Genomic DNA, 23,364 nt, shown 5'->3' with positions numbered 1-23,364 from the left:
TTTTTAGCAATTTTGAATTGTTTAGAGCGAACTGCCTATTTTATACGCAAATGAGGTCTCAGAAAACTTAAATTTTTCGAATGATGCTAAGTTTGTATAATGCTGATGCATATACGCAACAAGCCGCACAATAAGCCACTTGAAAGCCGCACTTTGAACAATCAAAATTTGCCCGTCAGCAGTCCATCAACCACACACATTGCCTTTGCCAGCTTTATTGGTACGGCTATTGAGTTTTATGACTTCTATATTTACGCCATGGCGTCAGCATTGGTGATTGGGCAAGTATTTTTCCCAGCAAGCGATCCTGCTGCGCAAGCTTTGAACGCTTTTTTAACATTCGGTATTGCCTTTATTGCAAGACCGTTAGGTGCCATTGTTTTCGGTCACTTTGGTGACCGTATCGGACGCAAAGCGACCTTAGCCGCTTCATTATTGGTGATGGGTATTTCTACTTTGTTGATTGGTTGTTTGCCTGGCTATGAAACTTTAGGCACTTGGGCTGCCGTGCTGCTGTGTTTGTTAAGATTTGGACAAGGTTTAGGTTTGGGTGGTGAATGGGGTGGTGCGGCATTGTTAGCCACGGAAAGCGCACCAGCAGGCAAGCGTGGCTGGTTTGGCATGTTTCCACAGCTCGGCCCTTCGATAGGTTTTTTGCTGGCAACATTAAGTTTTCTGGCTTTAACGCTATATTTATCTGACGATGCCTTTAAGGCGTGGGGCTGGCGTATTCCGTTTTTCGCTAGTGCTTTGTTGGTTTTGGTTGGCTTATATGTGCGTTTTAAATTGGCTGAAACACCCGCTTTTGCTAAGGCTCTACAACAACACCAAACACTTAAAACGCCTATCAAATCTTTATTGGGTCAGCATTGGCGCCCTGTATTGCTTGGTGCGTTGGCGATGACCGTTTGCTATAACTTGTTTTATACCGCTACCGTATTTTGCCTAAGTTATGGCACTAAAACACTCAATATTGCACGTGCCGATTTTTTACAAATGTTATGTATTGCTGTGCTATTCATGGCAGTAATCACGCCAGTTTCAGCAAGTTTGAGTGATAAATTCGGGCGTAAGCCAGTATTGTTAGTAAGCTGTTTTTTAGCGGTATTAGCAGGTTTTGCACTTAGTCCTTTAATGGCTAGTGGCTCAAATGTTTTGATTACCTTATTTTTGTCCATCGCCTTACTCTTAATGGGCGCGACCTTTGCGCCGATGGGCGCTTTTTTGCCAGAGCAGTTTCCAGTAGCTGTGCGTTATACAGGTGCTGGTTTGTCTTACAATTTAGGTGGAATTTTAGGGGCTTCTACTGCGCCTTTTATCTCGCAGTTGTTGGTAGATAAAGGTGGTTTAGCTTGGGTTGGTTATTATGTTTCAACGATGGCTTTAGTGAGCTTTGTTGCAGTGATGTTGATGAAGGAAACTAAGGATGCAGGAATTTAGACAAGTCAATTTTAATAATATTAAAAAGTGAGCTAGTTTGGTTTAGTGAGCACTTCCAAATTAGTCAGCCAAATCATGGCTTGCTCACGGTCATTCCCACACATTTCTAAACTTGGTTGCAAACTCGCACAAAATGCAGGGCGTTCAGGCTGGCCAAAAATCATACAGCGGTTTTCAATATCAAGCTGTATGCATCGCACGCCAGCAGGTTTGCCCTTAGGCATACCTGGAATTGGGCTATTAATGGATGGCGCAGTGCAACATGCGCCACAGCTAGCTCTGCATTCCATTTATATATTTGCCCAAGGGTAGCCCAGCGCAGTGACGCCTGATTTTAGAGCATCCATTGCAAGTTTTACTTGCTCAGATTCGCCTTTCATTCCTAATTCAGTGGTTCTGCGCTGGTTGCTTTTGGGCAAGCTAAATAGCTTCAACATGGGGTATTGCGACAGCATATGGTTCATTAAATCAATTAAATCACTCTCGCCAGCTTCGCTTACTAAAATGGAATCTTCCACATAATTTTGTGTATGAAATAAATGTGAGTAATAAGTCTCTAATACCCACTCCACCATAGGGTGCGCCATTTCGGGAAAACCGGGTACAAAGTAATGTTGATGAATACTAAAGCCAGCGACGCGATTGATTGGGTTGGGAATTAAATCACAACCTTTTGGAAAGTCTGCCATCAGCACGCGTTTGGGATAAGCGCTTTCACCATATTGCGCTTCAATTTCTGTTACTGCACCAGCGTGACGTTCAATAGACACGCCAGCCGCGTCTGCTGCACATTGCCTCGTAAAGTCATCAGGCGTGGCGCCTATGCCGCCAAAGCTAAACACAATATCACCTTGTGCCATACTGGCTTTGAGCGAACTGGTAATTTGTTCTGGAATATCACCTAAGTAATTCGCCCAAGCAAGCTGCAAGCCCCTTGCTGTAAGCAGTTCAATTACTTTGGTCAGGTGTTTATCTTGGCGTTTACCAGAAAGAATTTCATCGCCAATAATGTAAATACCAATAGTAGGGTTCATGTTTTGCGTTGGTAGTAATTGAGTTGATCGCTATTTTAGCGCGTAATTAAGTGGCTTTAATGCTTATTTAAAGGTCCATCGCAAGATTTTAAGCGTGTGGTTCACTGATTAAGTGCTTGAGCTGGCGGGCTTTATGTCACATAATAACTTTAATCTTTACAGTTTATTAACAATTAAGAGTAATGTTATTTGTGAAGGTTACGCTAAATGAATCATTTAAAAACAATAACAATTCAGCACTCGTTATTAGAGCAACTTTTTGCTGCTAATAAGAGAACGCTTGTTACTAGTGCTTTCGTTGCAATCATCCTTGCGTATGTAGAGCGCAACTCATTGCCGCGGCACTTGGTGATAGCTTGGCTTTCTGTCATTCTGGTGATTAACCTTATTCGTTATTTGATTACCAACCATCACCAACATCATGTTTCTCATGAGATTAAAGTCACACAAAGGCGATTAGCACAGTTTCGTGTTGGTGTGATGGTGAGTGGCTTAGTTTGGGGGGGGGCGAGTGTGTTAATTTACCCTCACAATGACTTGCAGCACCAAATGTTTATCATTTTTGTTCTTACCGGGCTAGTTTCTGGCGCTATTGTTTCTTATTCTGTTGATCTTGTGAGTGCGGTTTCATTCACCATGATGTTATTGACACCAATGTTGATACGCTTGCTGCTTGAAAAGGAGGAAATAGCATTCACTATGGCAATCTCTGGTATTTTGTTTCTAGTGTTTATGCTGCTGAGTATTCGAAATATTAATCGTAATTTTTTGGAAAACATTAAGCTGCGCCATGACGCTGTAGAGCGTGAAGATGAAATTAAACAACTGGCTTTTTACGATCAGCTGACCAACTTGCCGAATCGTCGATTACTGCTTGATCGGCTTGAGCAGGCTTTAACTGTGAGTGCTCGCTCGGGTAGGCGAGGCGCTTTGCTGTTTTTAGATTTAGACTACTTTAAAATGCTCAACGATACGCTGGGACATGATATGGGTGATTTACTTCTTAAAAAAGTGGCGGAACGCTTGCTAAGTTGCGTACGCGAAAGCGACACCGTTGCGCGTTTAGGTGGCGATGAGTTTGTTGTGATGCTAGAAGATTTAAGTGAGGATGTGGGCGAAGCGACTAAGCAGGCAGGGAAGGTGGCAGACTTAATCATAGAAACGCTGAATATTCCCTATATGCTCAATACCCTTGAACATAACAGCACCCCTAGCATTGGCATAGCGCTATTTGGCGAGCATGGTAGCTCACATGAGGAGTTGCTTAAACATGCAGATATTGCCATGTATCAGGCAAAAAAAGCGGGGCGTAATGTCGTGCGCCATTTTGATTTTAGAATGCAAGAGGCTGTAAGTGCGCCTAATGGCTCAGTCAGTAATCAATTAAAACTCTAGTTAAAACGCCATTTAAAAAATCACTTAAAAGAGCTGCAAATTAAGTATCTGCAGCCCCAAGCAAGGCAACTTACTTCATTAATAAGTACTAGAGTTATTAATGATGATGCGCATGTAAGCCAGGCGCGCCTTGTGCCTTAGCTAGCCACTCTTTAGCATCATCGTTTTGTTCCATATCGCCAATGTCGGTGTAATACACTTGTTGGTAACTATTTAATACCTCTTCAGTGGTTTTGGGCGCTTGTTCTTTAGCCGTCAGCACTTTGCCTGTTGCGTTCAATTGACGTAGTTGAATAGTGACTTTACTCTTTGGGTAGGTATATTCAATTTTCACTGGAATATGCAGCTCCGGTAACCAAAGTAGTTTTACTTTTGCGTCATTCACTGTGCCTGCGTGGATTGTCCCTGTATAGCTTTCAGCAGAATATCCAGCATAATTGACTGGTTTGCCGCTTGATTTCTTCAGTCGTGCAAGCTCAGTGTCTGAGATAAGTTGAGAAGTCACTTGCCATTGATTTTCATCAGCATTGATGCCCAATACTCTAAGGTCATCAAACAGATATTCAATCGCACGTTTATCTTCATGCATTAAAAATAAATAGCCTGTTTTCCCATCTGGGCTATGTCGCCAAATCTCGCCTCGTTTGGCTAATTTTCCAGTAGATAGTTGACCAGTTTTACTGTCTAAATCGCGCAATTCTACTTGTTCAGATTGACGCATTAACCACCAATCGCGCTTAACGGCTTTTTTACATGGTGTTGCACATTGTACTGTTTCAAACTTGGCATCTAATGCAGGCAAAGACTTAGTTTCTGCGTAGGCTACAGTGCTGACTAATAGCACTAAGGTGCCTAATAAATTACTCACATTTTTCAATAACACGGTCATACTTTTTCCTTAGGTGATGCTCATCTAGCCATACTATTTAGGCAATAGAAACCAGAGAATAGAAAAAGGTGACTTGCATCGCAAGCCACCCTAATTGATTACATTTTATAAACTCAATTTAATTAAAAACCAAATGCATCTTTCATTACTTGGTAGATATAACTTTGCTCTTGAACACCTTGCATCAAGTAAGCTTTTGGACCACCTGCAAAAATCGCAACATCTTCACCCGCGTGAGTTTCGCCACCTTGCAAAGGCACGGTTACTTCTTGATGGAAGTTAGGGTCTTCAGTATTAACCGCAGTCATATCTTCAATGCGGCCAGCGCGAGCTGTTTGGTTATACACTGCGTCACCCGCTTGATCTTGGTAATAACCTACACCGTTGGCAAAACCAATAGTCGTGTACGGTTTACCATCAGTGGCTAAATCTGGTGTAGTTTTACCTGGTGAAACCACTTTACCTAAAATTGGGTTGCCGCGTTTAGGGTAACCTGCAATGGTTAATGTATGGCTATGGTCAGCCGTTACAATCACTAATGTATCGTTTAAATCCACTTTCTCTAAAGCCTTTTTAACCGCATCTGAAAAAGCCACCGCATCGCTTAATGTGCGATAAGCGTTGCCTGCATGAGAGGCATGGTCAATACGACCGCCTTCAACCATTAAGAAGTAACCTTTTGGATTGTTTTTTAATACATCAATGGCTTTATCCGTCATCTCTGCTAATGATGGCTCGCCAGCAGTATCCGCTGGACGATCAAAATCATATTGCATATGTGAAGGCTCAAACAAACCTAGTAATTTGGTAGTTGTTGCTGGGTTAATTGCTTCAAACTGCGCTTTATTCCAAACATATTCACCACCGAATTTAGTCGTAAATTCAGTCGTTAGATTACGCCCATCGGTACGGCGACCCTTAGTCGTTGTATATTCTGGGTCAAACGCAGTGTTTGGTAGGTAGTAAGTACGACCACCACCTAATGCTACCTCTAAACCATCACCAATAGCACCTGCACCAAAGTTATCAATCATTTGTGCTGCAATGTCTTTAACGCCACCAGTAACTGCGGCAGCAGGTAAGTTAGCATTTGCTTCCCAATCACGGTTAGACGTGTGTGCATAGGTTGCAGCTGGTGTTGCATGAGTCAAACGTGCTGTTGTCACAACGCCAGTTGAGCGGCCACTGATTTCTGCTTGCTCAAGAATAGTGGCTACTTTATTGGCTTGAATCACAACATTGCTTGGCTCTGAACGCACAACAGATTGATTGATAGATAACTCACCATCATTGGTTTTTACGCCAGAAACAATTGCCGTCATGGTTGGTGCGGAATCAGACGTTTGTTGGTTAGCAGAGTAGGTTTTTGATAAAGCCACATAAGGTAGTTTTTCAAAGGCTAATTTGTTGCGCTCGCCATCTAAACCTTTTTGCTGACCTTCAAAAATACGCGCTGCAGTAATGGTAGAAATACCCATACCGTCGCCTACAAATAAAATCACGTTTTTAGCGCGCTTAACGTTTGGTACTAATTTTTTAGCTGCGGCAAGTGAAGCAGCGCCATCATTTAACCAAGTGTTTGCATCTTCGGCAAAAGCAAATGGTGTGGCAAAAGTCATCATCACGGCAAGCGTTGTTGCCTTTAAAGTTAATTGTTTCATTGGTATTGCTCCCTTAAATATATTGTAATTGGTATTAAGCTTTAGTACGGCGACGCGCGACAAAACCCATTAAACCAAGGCCAGATAGCAACATGGCATAAGTGTCAGGTTCAGGCACCGGAGTGACAGACAAGCTAACGTTGTCGATACCCAATTGCATTTGTCCTTCATTTGTCACGCTAGAAAAACGCAGTGTGTAAGATCCGCCTGCAGCAAGCGTGTTTGATAGATTGAATGAGTAACTTAGATATGGATTGGCAATATCACCACCAATCACACTGTTACCGTTTGAGCCGCCCAAATACAAACTTTGCAAGATGTCGGCACTGTTGGTTGAAAATACGTTAGCGCCAGCACTTAACAAATCAACACGTACGTGCTGATTTGAGTCAAAACTACCGCCTGTAGTGTAATCGAGTCCAGAAGCATTGATTTGCGTTCCATTAGCACTTTGATTGTTGACAAACATTTGAAATGTAAGCGTTGCCGAGCTTACAGCGCCCGTACTAAATGTTTGATATAAAGCTTGGTTGCTTGGCGCAGCAGAATCTAACAAGCCATAATAATTGCCGCTAGCCGCGCCAACCGTGTTGCGACCACTTGCATCAGTCACCGTATCGTTTTCTACCAAAACAGATCCTAAAATACCGTCTTCTGCAGTGTTCCATGAGTTGATGCTATACACATCAGCGCCATTTGATTCAAAACCGCCGTTTTGTATTAACTCAGCAGAGAATGAGGGTAGTGAAGCTGCACTTAAACCTAACAGCATCAAAGCTGCAGGAATTTTCTTAATCTTAATCATAAATTCTCCAAACGCACTTATTGAATAAATGCCGTCCCATTAAATATCTATAAATAACCAAGCACGATACGAGTAACAGTGAACGACATTGAGGTATTAGCAGTGCCTATGATGCATGCCATAAATGACAGAGAAATTACTTAGCCACAGATTTTTATAGTACTTTTGGCGTATGGGGGAAGTTTAGATTTGTAACATTAGCTTTTATTGATCTTAATGCATTAGGCGGTGAATATCTTTCATCGAGCTACGAAACCAGAGGCGAGTTGAGCCTAACATTTAGTAATCCAGTTGCTGCATTTAATGGAAGCGATGCTTTTGTATTTGATAATTTCACTGTCGGCTCGTTAGAACAAGTTAAATCTCCAGTTCCAGAGCCAGAAACTTACGCCATGTTCTTAGCTGGGTTGGGCTTCATGGGTTATATGGCGCGACGTAGAAAAGAAGGTCAGGCTTAATTAAAGTCTAAGTTTGGTGATGATGACGGGGGCTTCGGCTCCCGTTTTGCTTTTGGTAACTAGCTGGATTGGTAGGGTGGGCAACTTGTTTGCCCACGCGGTGGAGTATTGCAAGGTCAGCTATGTGTGGGTTCAAGCTCAGCATACTTAATCCGTTAGTACTAATGGGCTATTGTTGAATCGATTTAATTAAGTATGATGCGCGCACAAAACTAAAGTTAAGCATCAAGCTTTATCTAACTGAATCAGTTATTCAATATTAAAATATAGAGACAATTATGAAAATGCGTCAATTAATACAAGTTGCTTTATTGGCCGTACTAGTAAGTACATCAGTGTTAGCCAATGCAAAAGCACCAGCAGTAATAGTGCCGGCTTTCACGCCAACAGCAAATACCTTCAACACTATTTACGCTGATAACTTTGGTGCAGGTAATCATTCTTATTCAACTACTTTTCTTGGTGATATCGCTACTACATTTACAGCCAATGTAGGTAATTCAAATAACGGCGCATTTGCCTATAGCACTGTGGATGGTATTACTGGAGCTGGTGTAGGTGGACGTGCGAATGGCAGTAAAGAGATTGACCATGCTGAATCTATTAGTGCAACTTTCTCTAATGGTATCTACATTACTAACCTAACTTTGGGTTCATTGGTCTCTATTGCAGGTCCTTCTGGTTTTAATGAAACAGCGCAAATTACCGCGACTTTCTTTGGTGGTGGTTCAGCTAGCTATCAATTTACAGCGACCGGCGCTACAACAGCAATTTGGACTGGCTTAGGGTCGTTTTCAAATGTAAGTGCAGATGGTGGTGTCTGGAGTATTAACAACGCATTTGGTAATCAACGTGTTATAGGTTTGTCATTTGATATACCGCACGGTGCAAACCCGCAGTCAGATTTTACACTCGTGAGTGTATCAGCAGTTCCTGAGCCAGAAACTTATGCTTTGTTGTTAGCTGGTTTGGGTTTAATCGGATGTGTTGCTCGTCGTCGTAAATCTGCATAGCTCTAGGACTGGTTAAGCTGTTAATCAGCTAAGTTACGCATGCATGTAAGTACAAAAAGCCCATTCATCGAATGGGCTTTTTGTATTGTATGCATTTAGAGTTAATTACTTAATGCGCACTTTCCCAATTACTACCAACCCCAACCTCAGCTAATAAGGGCACATCCAACTTAGCCACATTCTGCATTAACTCTGGCAGTCTTTGTTTTACTAATTCAAGCTCACTGTCTGGCACTTCTAGCACCAATTCATCGTGTACTTGCATGATGAGTTTTGTCTGTAGTTTTTCATCTCGCAACCATTTATCTACGGCAATCATCGCTAGTTTAATCAAGTCCGCCGCAGTGCCTTGCATCGGCGCGTTGATGGCAGCACGTTCAGCGCCGGCTCTTCTGGTGCCATTAGGGCTGTTGATTTCTGGTACCCATAATCTGCGGCCGAAGTAGGTTTCTACATAGCCCTTTTGTTTGGCGATTTCTCGGGTGTTTTGCATGTATTCGCGCACGCCGGGGTAGCGGGCGAAGTAGCGTTCTATATAGCTCGCCGCAGCGCCGCGCTCTATGTTGAGGTTTTGCGCTAGGCCGAATGCGCTCATGCCATATATCAAACCAAAGTTAATGACTTTGGCGTATCGGCGCTGCTCGCTGTCTACGTTTTCGCGTTCTACGCCAAAAATTTCGGCTGCTGTGTGGCGGTGAATATCTTCATTCTTGGCGAAGGCGGTTAGCATGCCTTCATCTTTAGATAGATGCGCCATGATGCGCAGTTCGATTTGTGAGTAATCGGCAGAAACAATATGGCTGCCTTTTGGCGCAATAAATGCTTCGCGAATACGGCGGCCTTCTGCCGAGCGCACAGGAATGTTCTGCAAGTTCGGGTCTGAACTCGCTAGTCTGCCAGTAATCGCCACCGCTTGGTTATAGCTGGTATGCACGCGACCTGTTTGCGCGTTAATCATTTTTGGCAGTTTATCGGTGTAGGTGGATTTGAGTTTTGCCAAGCCGCGATATTCCAATAACACTTTGGGTAGCGGGTGATCTAAGGCGAGCTCTTGCAATACGTCCTCATCGGTACTAGGGGCGCCAGATGGCGTTTTTTTGGTCGGTTTAATGCCAAGCTTATCAAACAAAATCTCTTGCAGTTGTTTAGGCGAGCCTAAGTTAAAAGGCTGCCCAGCAAGCTCGTAGGCTTGGTTTTCTAACGCCACCAGTTTTGCGCCAATTTCATTACTTTGAATATTCAGCATGTCGCGGTCTATCAGCACGCCATTACGCTCTATGGTGAATAAAATCTGCGAGCTTGGCATTTCAATTTGGCTATAAATAAAATCTAGCTTCGCATCTGTACTGATTTGTGGGTACATGGCTTGGTGTAATTGCAGCGTAATATCGGCATCTTCTGCGGCGTATTCGCTTGCTACTTCTACCGTCACTTGGTTAAACGTGACTTGTTTTGCGCCCTTGCCTGCGACTTCTTCAAATGAGATGGTTTGTATGCCTAAATGGCGTTCGGCGAGTGCATCCATGCCATGGGTTTTGTGCGATTCAAATACGTAAGATTCAAGCATGGTGTCATGCGCAATGCCATTGAGCGCTATGCCGTGATTAGCTAAAACATGTTGATCATATTTAAAATTTTGTCCGACTTTTTTAATGTCTGGATTTTCTAAAATAGGCTTAATTTTCGCTAGCGTTTCAGCAAAATCTAATTGCTCTGGCGCATCAAAATAATCATGTTTAAGTGGTAAGTAAGCTGCGCAACCAGCTTCTACGCTAAAGGACATACCGACGATTTTAGCCGTCATTGGATCTAGTGAGGTGGTCTCGGTATCGAAGCACATCAATTTGGCAGTTTGTAGTTTTGCCAGCCAACTGCCTAGTTGCTCATTTGTTAAAATGGTCTCAAAGTTGCGGCTGGTGTCAGCTGTAAATTGTGTGACTGCAAACATATCCGCAGTTTGCATAGGCTGAATTTGCGAAGTTGGAAATTTTGCAGTCACGTTGCCTGAAGTAGGCACGGGCGCATTATCTTGCATGTTTTCAAGTTCACGGCGCCAGCTTTTAAATTCAAAGCGGTCAAATAGTTCAGCAAGTTTGGCTTTATCAATGGCTTGCGGAGAAAGGTCGCTTAAATTCTCTTGTATGCCCACATCGCAGCGAATAGTGATAAGTTCGCGTGCAGTCGGCAACCAACCCAGCGCAGCGCGTAGATTTTCACCCACTTTACCTGTGATTTTATCGGCATTGGCGACGATGTTATCTAATGAGCCATATTCTTTTAACCATTTAACAGCGGTTTTTGGGCCGACTTTTTCGACGCCGGGCACGTTGTCCGATGTATCGCCAATCAACACTAGGTAATCAACCATTAGGCTAGGCGGAATGCCGAATTTATTTTCAACGCCAGCAATATCTAGTACGTCATCGGTACGTCTAAAGGCATCGCGCATAGTGTTTACCACGGTGATGTGTTCATTCACCAGCTGTGAAATATCTTTATCGCCAGTTGAAATAATCGTTCTAATGCCTTCGCGCTCTGCTTGTTTCGCCAATGCGCCAATCACGTCATCCGCCTCTACCCCAGATTCCACAATAAGCGGCCAACCCATGGCTTTAATCGCTTCATGCAGCGGCTCAATTTGCAAACGTAAATCATCAGGCATGCTGGCGCGATTCGCTTTGTATTCTGCATAAATATCATCACGAAAAGTTTTGCCTTTGGCATCAAAAACGCAGGCACTATAATCACTAGGGTAATCTTTGTGTAAACGGCGCAACATATTGAGCACACCTTGTATTGCACCGGTGGGCTCATTTTGGCTATTTCGTAAGTCAGGCATAGCGTGAAAAGCACGATACAGGTAAGATGAACCATCAACTAATAACAAAGTTTTCATATAAAAATCCAAAGGTTGTCGTGATGCGTTGTTGCCAACTTTTTAAAGCCGCTTGCATAATAATACATATGCGGCTCGTCTTAAAAAAGTTTTGCGCCTAGCCTCACTTAAACCTTTGAATTTTTAAGGTAAAAAATAAAACTAAGAAGGCGAAATTAAGAAAGTTAGATTATGTCGATTACAAAAAAAATTCCAAAACTTGCCGATCCGGACGTACGTGGGCAACATCAAACTGGCCATGAGTCATGGCATGCATTCGAGATTATGGCAGAATTCGTGGATGCTACGGAGCGCCTGAAAGAAATTACCCCAGCGGTTTCAATTTTTGGTAGCGCGCGTACGCCGGTTGACCATCCTTATTACAAGCTTACTGAAGAAATTGCACGCTTGCTAAGTGACGCGGGTTTTAGCGTGATTTCAGGCGGCGGCCCGGGCATTATGGAGGCTGCTAACAAAGGTGCGTTCGCCGGCAAGTCGCCCAGCATCGGCCTGAATATTGAGTTGCCTCATGAGCAAACGGGTAATTCCTATCAAGATATTAGCCAGAATTTTAAGCATTTTTTCATGCGTAAAGTGATGTTTGTAAAGTATGCCAGCGCTTATGTGGTGATGCCAGGCGGCTTTGGCACGCTAGATGAAGTAATGGAGGCCATTACCTTAGTGCAAACTGGCAAGAGCTTGAAAATGCCGATTATTTTGGTAGGTGAGGTATTCTGGCGTGGCTTGGTGGATTGGATTAAAACGACTTTAGTCGATGAAAAAATGATTTCGGCTGATGATTTAGATTTAATCCAAGTGATTGATGAGCCCAAAGCGGTCGTCGAGGCGATATTCAAACATTATGAAACACGTGGATTTAAATTGTCTGCGGATGAAGAGCGCGTGCAGCTTTATTTATAGTAAATGCGTTATATTGGTGTGTAATTTGCTAAAATCAACACATCAGGTTTCGATTCAATTTTGAAGAATAGGTGTCAGGCCATGCGTAAGATCTCTAAGAGTATTATCTGGAAAAATGTAGCATTTTTGCTAGTGTTGGGTGTGGCGCAACTGCCGTCATTGGCTGCTGCGGAAATATCGAAAGCCAAAACACCACCTGCAGATTTGCAGCCATTAGAAGATATTCCACCACCTGCGATGACTAACGAAGATAATGCCGACGAGCCACAGATCACTATCATCAAGAAAAAAGGTGAGACCATTGAAGAGTATCGCATTAACGGTCAGCTTTACATGATGAAAATTACGCCCGCGCACGGCGTACCTTATTACATGCATAAAGAAGATCAAAATGGCGGTTGGGTGAACGATGGCCCAAGTCAGCCTTTAAGTATTCCTAAGTGGACGATTTTTAGGTTCTAATGAAATCACTACTATAAAAAATAAGAGGGTATATCGCCCTCTTTATTTATTTAACATTCCCAATGTCTAGCTACCTATTAATAATTTTATAACCCTCAAATCCATACTCTAATTTATGTCAGTATTTACCTCGGTCAGCATTCCACAATTACAAACTTGGCTGCAAGATTACGCGATAGGCGAACTTGTAGAGCTAAAAGGTATTTCATCTGGCATTACTAACACAAATTATTTTGTGACGACTCAACATAATGGCATTCAAAATAAGTTTGTACTGACCCTGTTTGAACACAATGCATTAGAAGAGCTACCGTATTTTATCGACTTGATGAGCCACCTTGCGGCACACGATATTCCTTGCCCTAAGCCAATTGCAGACAAATCTGGCAATAGTTTACATATGCTTAATGGTAAACCGGCAGCCTTAATTAGTTGTTTGAACGGTTGGGATGTTGAAACGCCAAACGTATTGCAATGCGCCGCAGTTGGCGCAGTATTGGCAAGAATGCATATTGCTGGACAGTCTTTTGAAGCGGAATTCCCGCAGCACGATAGTCATAATCAGCGCGGTATGGATTGGCGCGTTAAAACTGCTGCACAAGTGTTGCCACATTTATCAACGACAGATCAACAGTTATTAAAAGAGACTTTAGCGTTTCAAGCTGAATTTGATACAAGCCAATTGCCTATGGGCGTGATTCACGCAGATTTGTTCCGTGATAATGTATTGTTTGATGGCAATGAAATCGGCGGTTTGATTGATTTTTATTATGCTTGCCACGATGTGCTGGCATACGATTTGGCGATTGCAGTCAATGATTGGTGTGTGAATGCCGATGGTAGTTTAGATACGCCGAGGCTAGAGGCTATGCTCAATGCTTATCAAGCAGTTAGACCATTTACGGCAGCCGAGCACGCAGCATGGCCAGCCTTATTACGCATCGCCGCATTACGTTTTTGGTTGTCACGTTTGTATGATCAAATCTATCCGCAAGCGGGTGAGTTGACACATGCAAAAGACCCTAACCATTTTCAAAGAATCTTGAAATTACGCACTCATTTAGCTGAGTCAATATAGAGAAAACATATCATGACAGAAAACTCAATCAGTACAACTTTACAAAGCCGACAAGTTCCAGCAGGCAACGCTTGGGTTTGGATTGTGAGCGGCTTTAATTTATTTAAAGCCAACCCAGTGATGTGGATTGTGATTTTGCTGATTTATTTAGCGATTATTATCCCTATCTCATTCATCCCAGTGATTGGCTCTGTGGTCACCACATTGTTAGCTCCTGTCTTTGCCGCAGGTATGATGTGGGGCTGTAAAGCACTCGTGCTAAAACAAGATTTGGAAATCAATCATTTATTTGAAGGCTTTAAGAAAAATACTGCGCAGCTGATTTCTGTAGGCGGAGTTTATATGTTGAGCTTGCTAGTGATTATGGTGATGGTGGTTCTAACACTAGATAAAGAGACCATTGAGTTGTTAATGAAAGGTCAAGAGGTTAGCCCTGCGCAAGCCAATGCCATGATGTTGCCGATTCTAATTGCTATGCTGTTTATTCTGCCGGTATTGATGGCTTACTGGTATGCGCCTGTACTGATTGGCTTACATAACCTAGCGGTATTGGATGCGATGAAGTTAAGCTTTGTCGCCTGCCTAAAAAACATGCTACCGTTTTTGCTTTACGGTTTGATTTTTATGGTGATATTAGTAGTTGCGATTATTCCGTTTGGTTTAGGCTTAATCGTTGCTGTGCCTGTAATGATGACCAGTTTGTATACTAGTTACGTGGATGTTTTTAACATCACAGAATCAGCTGATTAAAACACGCCATTCCAATTTAATGGCGTGTTAAGTAATCGCTAGATTGGTGCTGAATTGGTACTAAATCGGCGTAAGCTTAGCAAACTCCAGCGCTAACCATTTCAAGCCTTCACGACCAAAATTCACCTGTACGCGCATATCATTTGCGTTGCCTTCGTAACTCACAACCACACCATTACCAAACTTAGTATGCGCGACTTGCTGGCCAATTTTCCACGGCATCGCGTTTTTCTGGTTACTACTTTGTTGCTTGCTCATCATGGCTGGCAGTTCGCTGTAGTCGCGGTTACTTCCAGATCTTGCGACAGGTTTACTGTTTAAGCGCTTGAGTAACTCTTCTGGAATTTCATCTAAAAAGCGTGAAGGAATACCGTAACGTACTTTACCGTGCAACATGCGACTTTGTGCGTGGCTTAAGTAAAGTCTCTGTCTGGCGCGGGTTACCGCAACATACATCAAGCGGCGTTCTTCTTCTAAGCCTGCATTTTCAAATAAGCTTTGCTCATGCGGGCATAAGCCTTCTTCTAAACCGCTGATAAAGACTGCTTTAAACTCCAAGCCTTTGGATGCGTGCACTGTCATCAACTGCAAGGCTTCGCGCCCGACATCTGCTTGGTGCTCACCAGCTTCTAGGCTGGCATGGCTTAGAAATTGTGTGAGTAAATCTTGTTCGGTTTCGCCATCCACATTGTTGTGGTTGCCAAAATCTCGGTTGGTAAACGATACGGCAGCTGTCACCAACTCTTTCAAGTTTTCTATGCGGTCTTCGCCTTCTTTGTCGTTTTCATAATGGGCGACTAAACCAGACATGGTAATAGCCAACTCAGTCAACTCACGCAGACTAATGCCATAAGCATTGTCTACCATCTGCCTAATCAGGGCGACAAAGCCTTCTATGCCTTTTCCGCCAAGCTTACCTTTACCGACCTTGTTAATGGCAGCTTGCCAGATGCTACAGTTTTCTGCGCGAGCAACTTCTTGTAACTGTTCTAGGCTGCGCGCACCAATGCCGCGTGTTGGGAAATTAATGACACGCAACAACGCTGTGTCATCATTAGCGTTCGCAATTAAACGCATGTAAGCAAGTGCATGCTTAATTTCGGCACGCTCAAAAAAGCGTAAACCGCCATACACACGATAAGGCAAGTTGGCGTTAAACAGTGCTTGTTCTAAAATGCGCGACTGCGCATTGGAGCGATAGAGCAGGGCAATCTCACCTAATGATGTCCCTTCGCAATGCAGCATTTTAATTTCATCAACAATGAATTGCGCTTCATCGGTATCGTTATAAGCATCGTACACGCGCACGGGCTCACCCGCACCTGCGCTAGTCCATAAGTTCTTACCTAAGCGATTGTTGTTGTGCGAAATAATCGCGTTGGCGGCATCCAGAATGTTGCTGTGTGAGCGATAGTTTTCTTCTAACTTCACTACATTCTGTACTTTAAAGTCTTTTTCAAAATCACGCATATTACCCACGCGCGCACCACGGAAGCCATAGATGGATTGGTCATCATCGCCCACCGCGAACATGCAGTTGTCTTCACCAGCCAGCAGTTTTAGCCACATATATTGCAGGCGATTGGTATCTTGAAACTCGTCCACTAAGATATATTTAAAGCGGCTTTGGTAATGGCCGCGAATATTGGCGTCGCGTTCCAGTAACTCGTAGCAACGCAATAGCAACTCAGCAAAGTCAGCCACGCCATCGCGTTGACATTGCTTGTCGTACTCATCAAAAATCTCACGCATTTTGGTGGAATGCGGATCGTAGGCTTCTACTGCATGCGCGCGTAAACCTTCGTCTTTACAGCCATTGATAAAGTTCTGCACTTGCTTAGGTGGAAACTTTTCATCATCCACATTCATGAGTTTCATCAAACGTTTAATCACAGAGAGCTGATCTGAAATGTCTAAAATCTGAAAGCTTGCAGGAAGACCAGCCTCGCGGTGGTGAGCACGCAATAAGCGATTACACAGCCCGTGGAATGTCCCAACCCACATGCCACGTGTATTGATTGGCAATGATGCCGTAATACGCGCGAGCATCTCTTTAGCGGCTTTGTTGGTGAACGTTACAGCTAATAAACCTGTGGGTGAAACTTGCCCAGTTTGAATTAACCATGCGATACGAGCGGTGAGAACACGCGTTTTTCCGCTGCCCGCACCTGCTAAAATTAACGCGGACTGTTGTGGTAAGGTAACAGCCTCTAGCTGTTTATTATTGAGGCCAGTGAGTAGTGTAGATTCTTTTTCCATGGCTATATTATCGCATGGGATGAGTTAATATTTTGGAAGTAATCTGCTTACAAAGCGATACAGAATGTTACAAAAAATCGAGAACTAAAGCCAAATAATGCCGTCTTAACTTACATGATAGCTAAATTAAATTTTAGTTGTCTTTCCGCTTCTTTCCTCCCTGAGCGGAAGCCTTAGACAATAAGGCATTTCGCCCCGACTCTAACCCCTTTGAGTCGGGGCTTTTTTTGTTATTTTATAAGTTAACTTTATAAATTATTTAGCACCGCCCCTAAATTAATTCTATAAATAAGCCAATAAAACTAAAGTTCATTAGCCATTTGTTTCACTAGGCTTTGGATATGATATTAGGTTCCGATTAGTCGATTATAAAAGGGGTTTGCTTTGCTAAAACCTGCAATTCCAGTAAATGAGTCAGCGCGACTTTCAGCATTAGCAAGGTATGAGGTACTAGATACAGTGAGCGAACAAGAGTTCGATGATATTACACTGCTCGCATCCCAAATTTGTGAAGTACCAATCGCCCTGATTTCTCTTATCGATGGAGACCGGCAGTGGTTTAAAAGTAGCATTGGCTTAGATGCCACTGAAACCCCACGAGACATTTCGTTTTGTGGTCACGCTATCCATCAAAATAGTTTATTTGAAGTTTCAAACGCGCTGGATGATGGACGGTTTGCAGATAACCCTTTAGTCACTGGTGCACCAGATATTCGCTTTTATGCAGGTATGCCAATTGTCACCAATGATGGTTTGGCGCTCGGCACTCTGTGTGTAATTGACAGTACTCCACATACGCTCACTTCAAAGCAGCGCGACACCTTAGCCGTTCTTGCTAGGCAAGTCATGCGTTTACTCGAAGCTAGAATAGCTTCAAAACAACTATTATGGCTTTCTGACGAGGTGAATAAGAAAGCTGTTTTTAAAAGTGCATTATTAGCCTCTGCCGCAGATAGCATTATTTCAACCACGCCCGATGGCGTTATTCTTACTTTTAATCAAGCCGCGGAAAATTTGTTAGGTTACAAGCAAGTAGATTTAATTGGCATCCATACTCCCATCATTTTTCATGACCATGATGAAGTGTTAGCAAGAGCGGCTGATTTGAGCCTTGAGTTTAACCAAACAATAGCACCAAGTTTTGATGCGTTGGTATTCAAGGCTCGTTTAGGTATGGCGGATATTCATGAGTGGAGTTATACCCACAAAAATGGCACTAAAGTGCCTGTTAGGTTGGCTGTTTCTGCAATGCATGATGAGCAAGATAATATTATTGGGTTTATTGGTATTGCCAGTGATATTAGCGAGCGTAAACGCCATGAACACGCTGTATTTACTGCCACAAGTCAGCTGGAAGCCTCTCTGGAAGCTATTCCTGATTTAGTGTGGATGAAAAATATGGAAGGCGAATTTTTACGCTGCAACCGTTCTTTTGAGCGATTTTTATGTAGTGATAAGCCCGATGTGATTGGCAAAACCGATTATGATTTTTTTGATAGAGAATCGGCCGATTTTTTTAGGCTCCACGATAAAAAAGCCGCTAGTCAGGATTTCCCACTCATTACTGAAGAGTGGCTCACTTTTAATGACGGCTACTACGGCTTGTTTGAGGTGACCAAAACAGGTATTAAGGATAGTGCTGGCAATCTTATTGGTACGCTAGGCATGGCGCATGACATTACTGAACGTAAGAATATTGAGTCAAAGCTGCGGCGCCAGCGTGAGGCCATGCAAGCGCTTAATGATATTTCATCTCAAACAATATATGCGCATTATAAAGAGCAGTTAAGGGAGGCGCTTGCCGTAGCAGCCAAGTATTTAGGCATGGAGTTTGGCATATTATGCAAGGTTCAAGACGATAGCTGTAAGATTGATGTGCAAAGCTCGCCAGCCGATACTATATACGACGGACTAGAGTATCCATTTGTCGATACTTATTGTTCATTACTATTTCGCACAGACGACATTATGTTTGTTGAGCAGATGAAAAACTCTCAATACGCTAACCATCGATGCTACTCGCTTATGGGATTTGAATCATTTATTGGTCTGCCACTTTTGGTGGATGATGAGCGCTATGGCTTGCTGTTCCAGTCTTATCAGGCGCACTTTAATGGGTTTGATAAGACCGAGATTGATTTTTTACATTTGCTTTCTCGTTGGGTTGTGAGTCTTGTCCGACGCCATAACCTTTCTGAGCAAATTACTAAGGGTAATGAACGATTTGACTTAGCGCTTAAAGGCGCCAATCTTGGCTTATGGGATTTAGATGTACCAACAGGTAAAGTTTTTTATAATGCACGTTGGGCTGAAATGCTAGGTTATGAATTATCTGATATTGAGCAGTCCGTGGATGCTTTTGTGAAGTTGTTGCATCCTGATGAAAAAGATGAGGTATTAGCTAGCATAGAGGCACATTTCAAAGGTGAAACCGCTGAATTGTCATTAGAATTTAGAATGCAGCATCAAGATGGTAGCTGGGTTTGGGTTTACGATCATGGTCGAGTGATGGAGCGCAATGCTGATGGTACGCCAATCAGGGTGCTGGGCACACACATGGATATTTCTAAGCGCAAGGCAACGGAGTTATTAGCGAACTCTAATGCGGAATTACTGCGTAGAACCAATAATATGGCGAAAGTGGGCGGCTGGGAGCTTAACCTAGCCACCATGGGTATTTACTGGTCAGAAGGTATCAAACGCATTCATGAAGTGGCCGATGATTATGTGCCAGAAATTACTAAAGCCATTAATTTTTATACGCCGGAATCTAGGCCAATTATTACTACAGTGGTTAATAATGCAATTGAAAATGGAGTGCCTTGGGATGTAGAGTTGGAAATCATTACCGCCAAAAATAATCATAAATGGGTGCGGGCGCAGGGTAATGCCATTTATGAAAACGGTAAAATTGTGCGCTTAGTGGGCGCATTTCAAGATATTACTCAACAAAAAACTGCTGAAGATGCCATTAAACAACTGGCTTTTTATGATGTATTAACACAGTTGCCAAATCGAAGATTACTGCTAGATCGCCTAGAACGCGCTTTACTCAGTAGTGCCAGAAGTGAATGCTACGGCGCATTAATATTTATTGATTTAGATAACTTTAAAACCTTAAATGACACGCTGGGACATGATATGGGTGATGCTCTGTTAAAACATGTGGCATTACGCTTGCAGGGCTGTTTAAGAGAATGCGATACAGTAGCAAGGTTTGGTGGTGATGAGTTTGTAGTGATGCTAGAAAACCTTGATACAGCTCCATTTGAAGCTAAAAACCAAGTGGAAGTAGTGGGTGCTAAAATAATTCAAGCACTTAATCAACCATACGACATCGTACCGCAGGGCTATTACAGCACGCCTAGCCTAGGTGCCGCGGTATTTATCGGCAAAAATGACACGGCAGACGAAGCGCTAAAGCGTGCAGACATTGCCATGTACCAAGCAAAATCTGCTGGTAGAAATTGCTTACGATTTTTTGACCCAGAAATACAAGCTAATGTGGATATTAAGGCGAGCTTAGTTGAAACGTTACGCCATGCTATTGGCAGTCATCAATTTGTATTGCATTTCCAGCCCCAAGTAGATCGGGCTGGCGTAGTCACCGGTGCCGAAGCTTTGGTGCGCTGGAATCATCCGCTGCAAGGCATGGTTTCTCCACTAGAATTTATCCCCTTAGCTGAAGAAATAGGGCTTATCTTGCCGCTAGGTAAATGGGTGCTAGAAACTGGCTGCAAACAACTTGTTTCTTGGGCTGAATCCACAGAAACTGAGCACCTAAATTTATCAATTAACGTCAGCGCCAGGCAGTTTCATCAACCAGATTTTGTGGCGCAAGTGTTAGACGTGTTAAGCGTTACAAACGTAAATCCGCAAAGATTAAAATTAGAGCTTACAGAAAGTATGCTGGTGGATGATATGGATGACGTAATTGCCAAGATGACCTTGCTGCAAGCTGCGGGTATTCGATTCTCATTAGATGACTTTGGCACAGGATTCTCATCATTAAGTTATTTAAAGCAATTGCCGCTTTATCAATTAAAAATTGATAAATCTTTTGTGCGTGATGTGTTGAGTGATCAAAACGATGCGGTCATTGTGCGTACTATCGTTGCGCTAGCGAGTAGTTTAGGTTTATCTGTTATTGCCGAAGGTGTGGAAGTTGAAGGGCAACGAGACTTCTTGGAAAATAATGGTTGCTATGAATATCAGGGCTATTTCTTTAGCCGCCCACTACCTATTGAAGATTTTGAAGTTTATAGAAAATCCTTACAAACAAATAATATTTAGCACTCGCTAAAAAATTTGCAACCACCGCTAAATGGCGGCTCATTTTGCACGCATGCTGCGCTGCTAACTACCACCCCAGAACACAAAAAAGTGACTACGCCTATAAATTTAGCTGTAATAAAGCTGGTAATATATAATGCGAATCATTATGATTTTTGATATTGTCAAGAATGTTAAGTTTAAATGAAAGATTAATCCGTTAAATTAAAGGAGATTATGATGTTGGCATCATTGAATCATAAAAGGTTGAGTGTAGCGATTGCATTAGCATTATTTGCAGGCAACGCAGCAGCAACCAGCATTGAAGATAAAATAGAGTTGTTACAACAGGAAATTGAAGCACTTAAAGATCAGGTTGCGGCAACTAAAACCAACAAAGCATCGACTGGTATTCAAAGCTTTGTAGATAACACTACAATTGGTGGCTATGGTAATTTGAACTACAATAACTTTAGTGGTGGTGCAACGGCTAAAGACCAAATTGATTTGCAACGATTCGTACTATTCTTTGGTCATAAATTTAACGATATGGTGAGCTTTAAATCTGAATTCGAGATTGAGCATGCTGTATCGAGTGCAGATGACAGCGGAGAAGCGGAAGTAGAGCAGGCTTATCTTGATTTTCACTTTAACGATAAAGTAAATGCAAAAGTTGGCTTGTTTTTAATCCCTGCAGGATTGCTTAATGAAACACACGAACCGCCTACCTTTTTTGGCGTAGAACGTAATCAAATTGAGTCACGTATTATTCCAACCACATGGCGTGAAGCTGGTGTGGCGCTGTATGGTGAAACATTGCCCGGCCTAAAATACCAAGTAGGCATTACTACTGGATTTAGCGCTAGAAAATTTGATGATCCACTTGTTGGTATCAAGTCAGCACATCAAGAAGGTCAACTTGCAGACGCTGAGGACTTAGCATTTTCAGCGGCGCTAAACTATACGGGTATTAATGGATTATTAGTCGGTGGTTCAGTATTTACTGGTAACACAGGGCAAAATGAACCAGGTATAGGTGACGCACGTCTTACTCTGTGGGATCTTCATACGCGCTACCAAACCGGTAACTGGGATTTACGTGCGCTGTATGCGCGTGGTCATTTGAATGATGCTGCTGATATCACAGCTGCTACTGGAGTGAGCGCACCAAGCGCATTCTATGGTTGGTTTACAGAAGCTGCATATCATGTATGGAAATCTGGCGATATGGATTTTGCACCATTTGTACGTTATGAATCATATGACACACAAGCAAGCTTGCCGTTTAACAGTGTACGTGTTGATGGTAGTGAGAATAAAGTTTGGACTGTTGGTGCAAACTTCTGGCCAACACCGCAAGTGGTATTAAAAGCTGACTTCCAATCTTACGACAAGAAAGATGAAGATCGTGGCAATAAGCGCCTTAACCTTGGTATGGGATACATGTTTTAATTGAAATATAACGCTCAATATTTTGTTCGCTTAGGCCTGGGTCGCTTATCTAATAAGCGTTGGTGTTATCAATGGTTGGCATTCGCCAGCTTTTTGATAATGCCAATGGCCTTATCTGCCGAGCCTTATTTGACGACGACACAGTTTTTGGAAACTGCCTTTGGCGCTAGCCAGCCTAAAATGGAAACGCTTTGGGTAACAAAAGATGTTGCAGTTCAGGTGGAAAATATTTTAGGTCATACCCCTAAGCAATTGAGAATACGTTATTGGAAAAGTAACCTAAAAACTGCATGGATACTTGAGGAAATTGGCAAAGAAGAGCCAATAACCGCAGGGATTGTTATTCAGTCAGGTAAATTAAATCAAGTCATGGTGCTCGACTATAGAGAAAGTCGTGGGGGTGAAGTGCGTCATCCCAACTTCTTAAAACAATACCAGGGTGCGGATTTGCAAAAAGACTATCAGTTAGATAAAAGTATTGATGGCATCTCTGGTGCGACTTTGTCTGTGCGTGCAATGGGGCGCATGGTGAGGTTAGCCTTGTATTTTGACCATATCAGCCGCGCAGAGCCTGTTCAGATTGACTCACATTAAACCAAC

The 23,364-nt window shown here is 42.8% G+C and carries 17 protein-coding genes and 1 pseudogene; 11 read left to right on the top strand and 7 right to left on the bottom strand.

The window, feature by feature from the left end:
* Window positions 1-99: 99 nt before the first annotated feature.
* Complete coding sequence (locus PSU72_RS12710) at window positions 100-1,440, top strand: MFS transporter (protein ID WP_300432976.1); 1,341 nt, start codon at window positions 100-102, stop codon at window positions 1,438-1,440.
* Between the two features lie 32 nt (window positions 1,441-1,472).
* Here PSU72_RS12710 and PSU72_RS12705 read toward each other — a convergent pair whose 3' ends face one another.
* Both PSU72_RS12705 and PSU72_RS12700 read right to left on the bottom strand, forming a co-directional pair.
* Window positions 1,473-1,730, bottom strand: a complete 258-nt coding sequence (locus PSU72_RS12705) for a YkgJ family cysteine cluster protein (RefSeq protein WP_300432974.1) — start codon at window positions 1,728-1,730, stop codon at window positions 1,473-1,475.
* Window positions 1,731-2,474: a molybdopterin-binding protein gene (locus PSU72_RS12700; RefSeq protein WP_300432972.1), complete on the bottom strand. Its 744-nt coding sequence runs from the start codon at window positions 2,472-2,474 to the stop codon at window positions 1,731-1,733.
* A 207-nt stretch (window positions 2,475-2,681) separates the two neighbouring features.
* Between PSU72_RS12700 and PSU72_RS12695 the strand changes: the two genes are divergently transcribed.
* A complete protein-coding gene (locus tag PSU72_RS12695; protein WP_300432970.1) occupies window positions 2,682-3,869 on the top strand; it encodes a GGDEF domain-containing protein in 1,188 nt (395 codons plus the stop codon).
* A 97-nt stretch (window positions 3,870-3,966) separates the two neighbouring features.
* On the opposite strand, the gene PSU72_RS12690 is transcribed toward PSU72_RS12695, so the two are convergent.
* The 3 genes from PSU72_RS12690 to PSU72_RS12680 all read right to left on the bottom strand — a co-directional run bounded on the left by PSU72_RS12690 (window position 3,967) and on the right by PSU72_RS12680 (window position 7,224).
* Window positions 3,967-4,758: a hypothetical protein gene (locus tag PSU72_RS12690; protein WP_300432968.1), complete on the bottom strand. Its 792-nt coding sequence runs from the start codon at window positions 4,756-4,758 to the stop codon at window positions 3,967-3,969.
* Window positions 4,759-4,880: 122 nt separating this feature from the next.
* Window positions 4,881-6,419 (bottom strand): alkaline phosphatase, encoded by a 1,539-nt coding sequence (locus PSU72_RS12685; protein WP_300432967.1) that lies wholly within the window; start codon window positions 6,417-6,419, stop codon window positions 4,881-4,883.
* Window positions 6,420-6,453: 34 nt separating this feature from the next.
* The gene (locus PSU72_RS12680; RefSeq protein WP_300432966.1) at window positions 6,454-7,224 is read right to left on the bottom strand and encodes an FxDxF family PEP-CTERM protein; all 771 of its coding nucleotides are present in this window, start codon (window positions 7,222-7,224) and stop codon (window positions 6,454-6,456) included.
* A 362-nt stretch (window positions 7,225-7,586) separates the two neighbouring features.
* Here PSU72_RS12680 and PSU72_RS12675 point away from each other — a divergent pair.
* Window positions 7,587-7,682, top strand: a pseudogene (locus tag PSU72_RS12675) (PEP-CTERM sorting domain-containing protein); the annotation flags it as partial.
* Window positions 7,683-7,960: 278 nt separating this feature from the next.
* Window positions 7,961-8,695 (top strand): PEP-CTERM sorting domain-containing protein, encoded by a 735-nt coding sequence (locus tag PSU72_RS12670; RefSeq protein WP_300432965.1) that lies wholly within the window; start codon window positions 7,961-7,963, stop codon window positions 8,693-8,695.
* A 109-nt stretch (window positions 8,696-8,804) separates the two neighbouring features.
* On the opposite strand, the gene polA is transcribed toward PSU72_RS12670, so the two are convergent.
* Window positions 8,805-11,591, bottom strand: a complete 2,787-nt coding sequence (gene polA / locus PSU72_RS12665) for a DNA polymerase I (RefSeq protein WP_300432964.1) — start codon at window positions 11,589-11,591, stop codon at window positions 8,805-8,807.
* 171 nt (window positions 11,592-11,762) lie between these two features.
* Here polA and PSU72_RS12660 point away from each other — a divergent pair, with 171 nt between their 5' ends.
* The 4 genes from PSU72_RS12660 to PSU72_RS12645 all read left to right on the top strand — a co-directional run bounded on the left by PSU72_RS12660 (window position 11,763) and on the right by PSU72_RS12645 (window position 14,781).
* Window positions 11,763-12,491 (top strand): TIGR00730 family Rossman fold protein, encoded by a 729-nt coding sequence (locus tag PSU72_RS12660; RefSeq protein WP_300432962.1) that lies wholly within the window; start codon window positions 11,763-11,765, stop codon window positions 12,489-12,491.
* 81 nt (window positions 12,492-12,572) lie between these two features.
* The gene (locus tag PSU72_RS12655; RefSeq protein ID WP_300432960.1) at window positions 12,573-12,953 is read left to right on the top strand and encodes a DUF2782 domain-containing protein; all 381 of its coding nucleotides are present in this window, start codon (window positions 12,573-12,575) and stop codon (window positions 12,951-12,953) included.
* Window positions 12,954-13,068: 115 nt separating this feature from the next.
* Window positions 13,069-14,031 (top strand): homoserine kinase, encoded by a 963-nt coding sequence (gene thrB, locus PSU72_RS12650; protein WP_300432959.1) that lies wholly within the window; start codon window positions 13,069-13,071, stop codon window positions 14,029-14,031.
* A gap of 12 nt (window positions 14,032-14,043) precedes the next feature.
* The gene (locus PSU72_RS12645; RefSeq protein ID WP_300432957.1) at window positions 14,044-14,781 is read left to right on the top strand and encodes a BPSS1780 family membrane protein; all 738 of its coding nucleotides are present in this window, start codon (window positions 14,044-14,046) and stop codon (window positions 14,779-14,781) included.
* Window positions 14,782-14,841: 60 nt separating this feature from the next.
* Here the strand turns inward: PSU72_RS12645 and uvrD are convergent, their stop codons facing one another.
* Window positions 14,842-17,040 carry a DNA helicase II gene (gene uvrD, locus PSU72_RS12640; protein ID WP_300432956.1) on the bottom strand — a complete coding sequence of 733 codons (2,199 nt, stop codon included), beginning with the start codon at window positions 17,038-17,040 and terminating at the stop codon, window positions 14,842-14,844.
* Window positions 17,041-17,424: 384 nt separating this feature from the next.
* Here uvrD and PSU72_RS12635 point away from each other — a divergent pair, with 384 nt between their 5' ends.
* From PSU72_RS12635 to PSU72_RS12625, 3 genes are all read left to right on the top strand, one after another.
* Entirely contained in the window at window positions 17,425-21,333 is a 3,909-nt protein-coding gene (locus PSU72_RS12635) for an EAL domain-containing protein (RefSeq protein WP_300432954.1), read from the top strand.
* A gap of 216 nt (window positions 21,334-21,549) precedes the next feature.
* On the top strand, window positions 21,550-22,764 hold the full coding sequence (locus PSU72_RS12630; protein WP_300432953.1) for a porin: 1,215 nt from the start codon (window positions 21,550-21,552) through the stop codon (window positions 22,762-22,764).
* Window positions 22,765-23,358, top strand: a complete 594-nt coding sequence (locus tag PSU72_RS12625; RefSeq protein WP_300432951.1) for an FMN-binding protein — start codon at window positions 22,765-22,767, stop codon at window positions 23,356-23,358.
* Window positions 23,359-23,364: the final 6 nt, after the last annotated feature.

It is taken from the genome of Methylotenera sp. (assembly GCF_029945535.1).
Classification (GTDB): Bacteria; Pseudomonadota; Gammaproteobacteria; order Burkholderiales; family Methylophilaceae; genus Methylotenera.
This window is presented reverse-complemented; position numbering and strand designations above follow the sequence as displayed.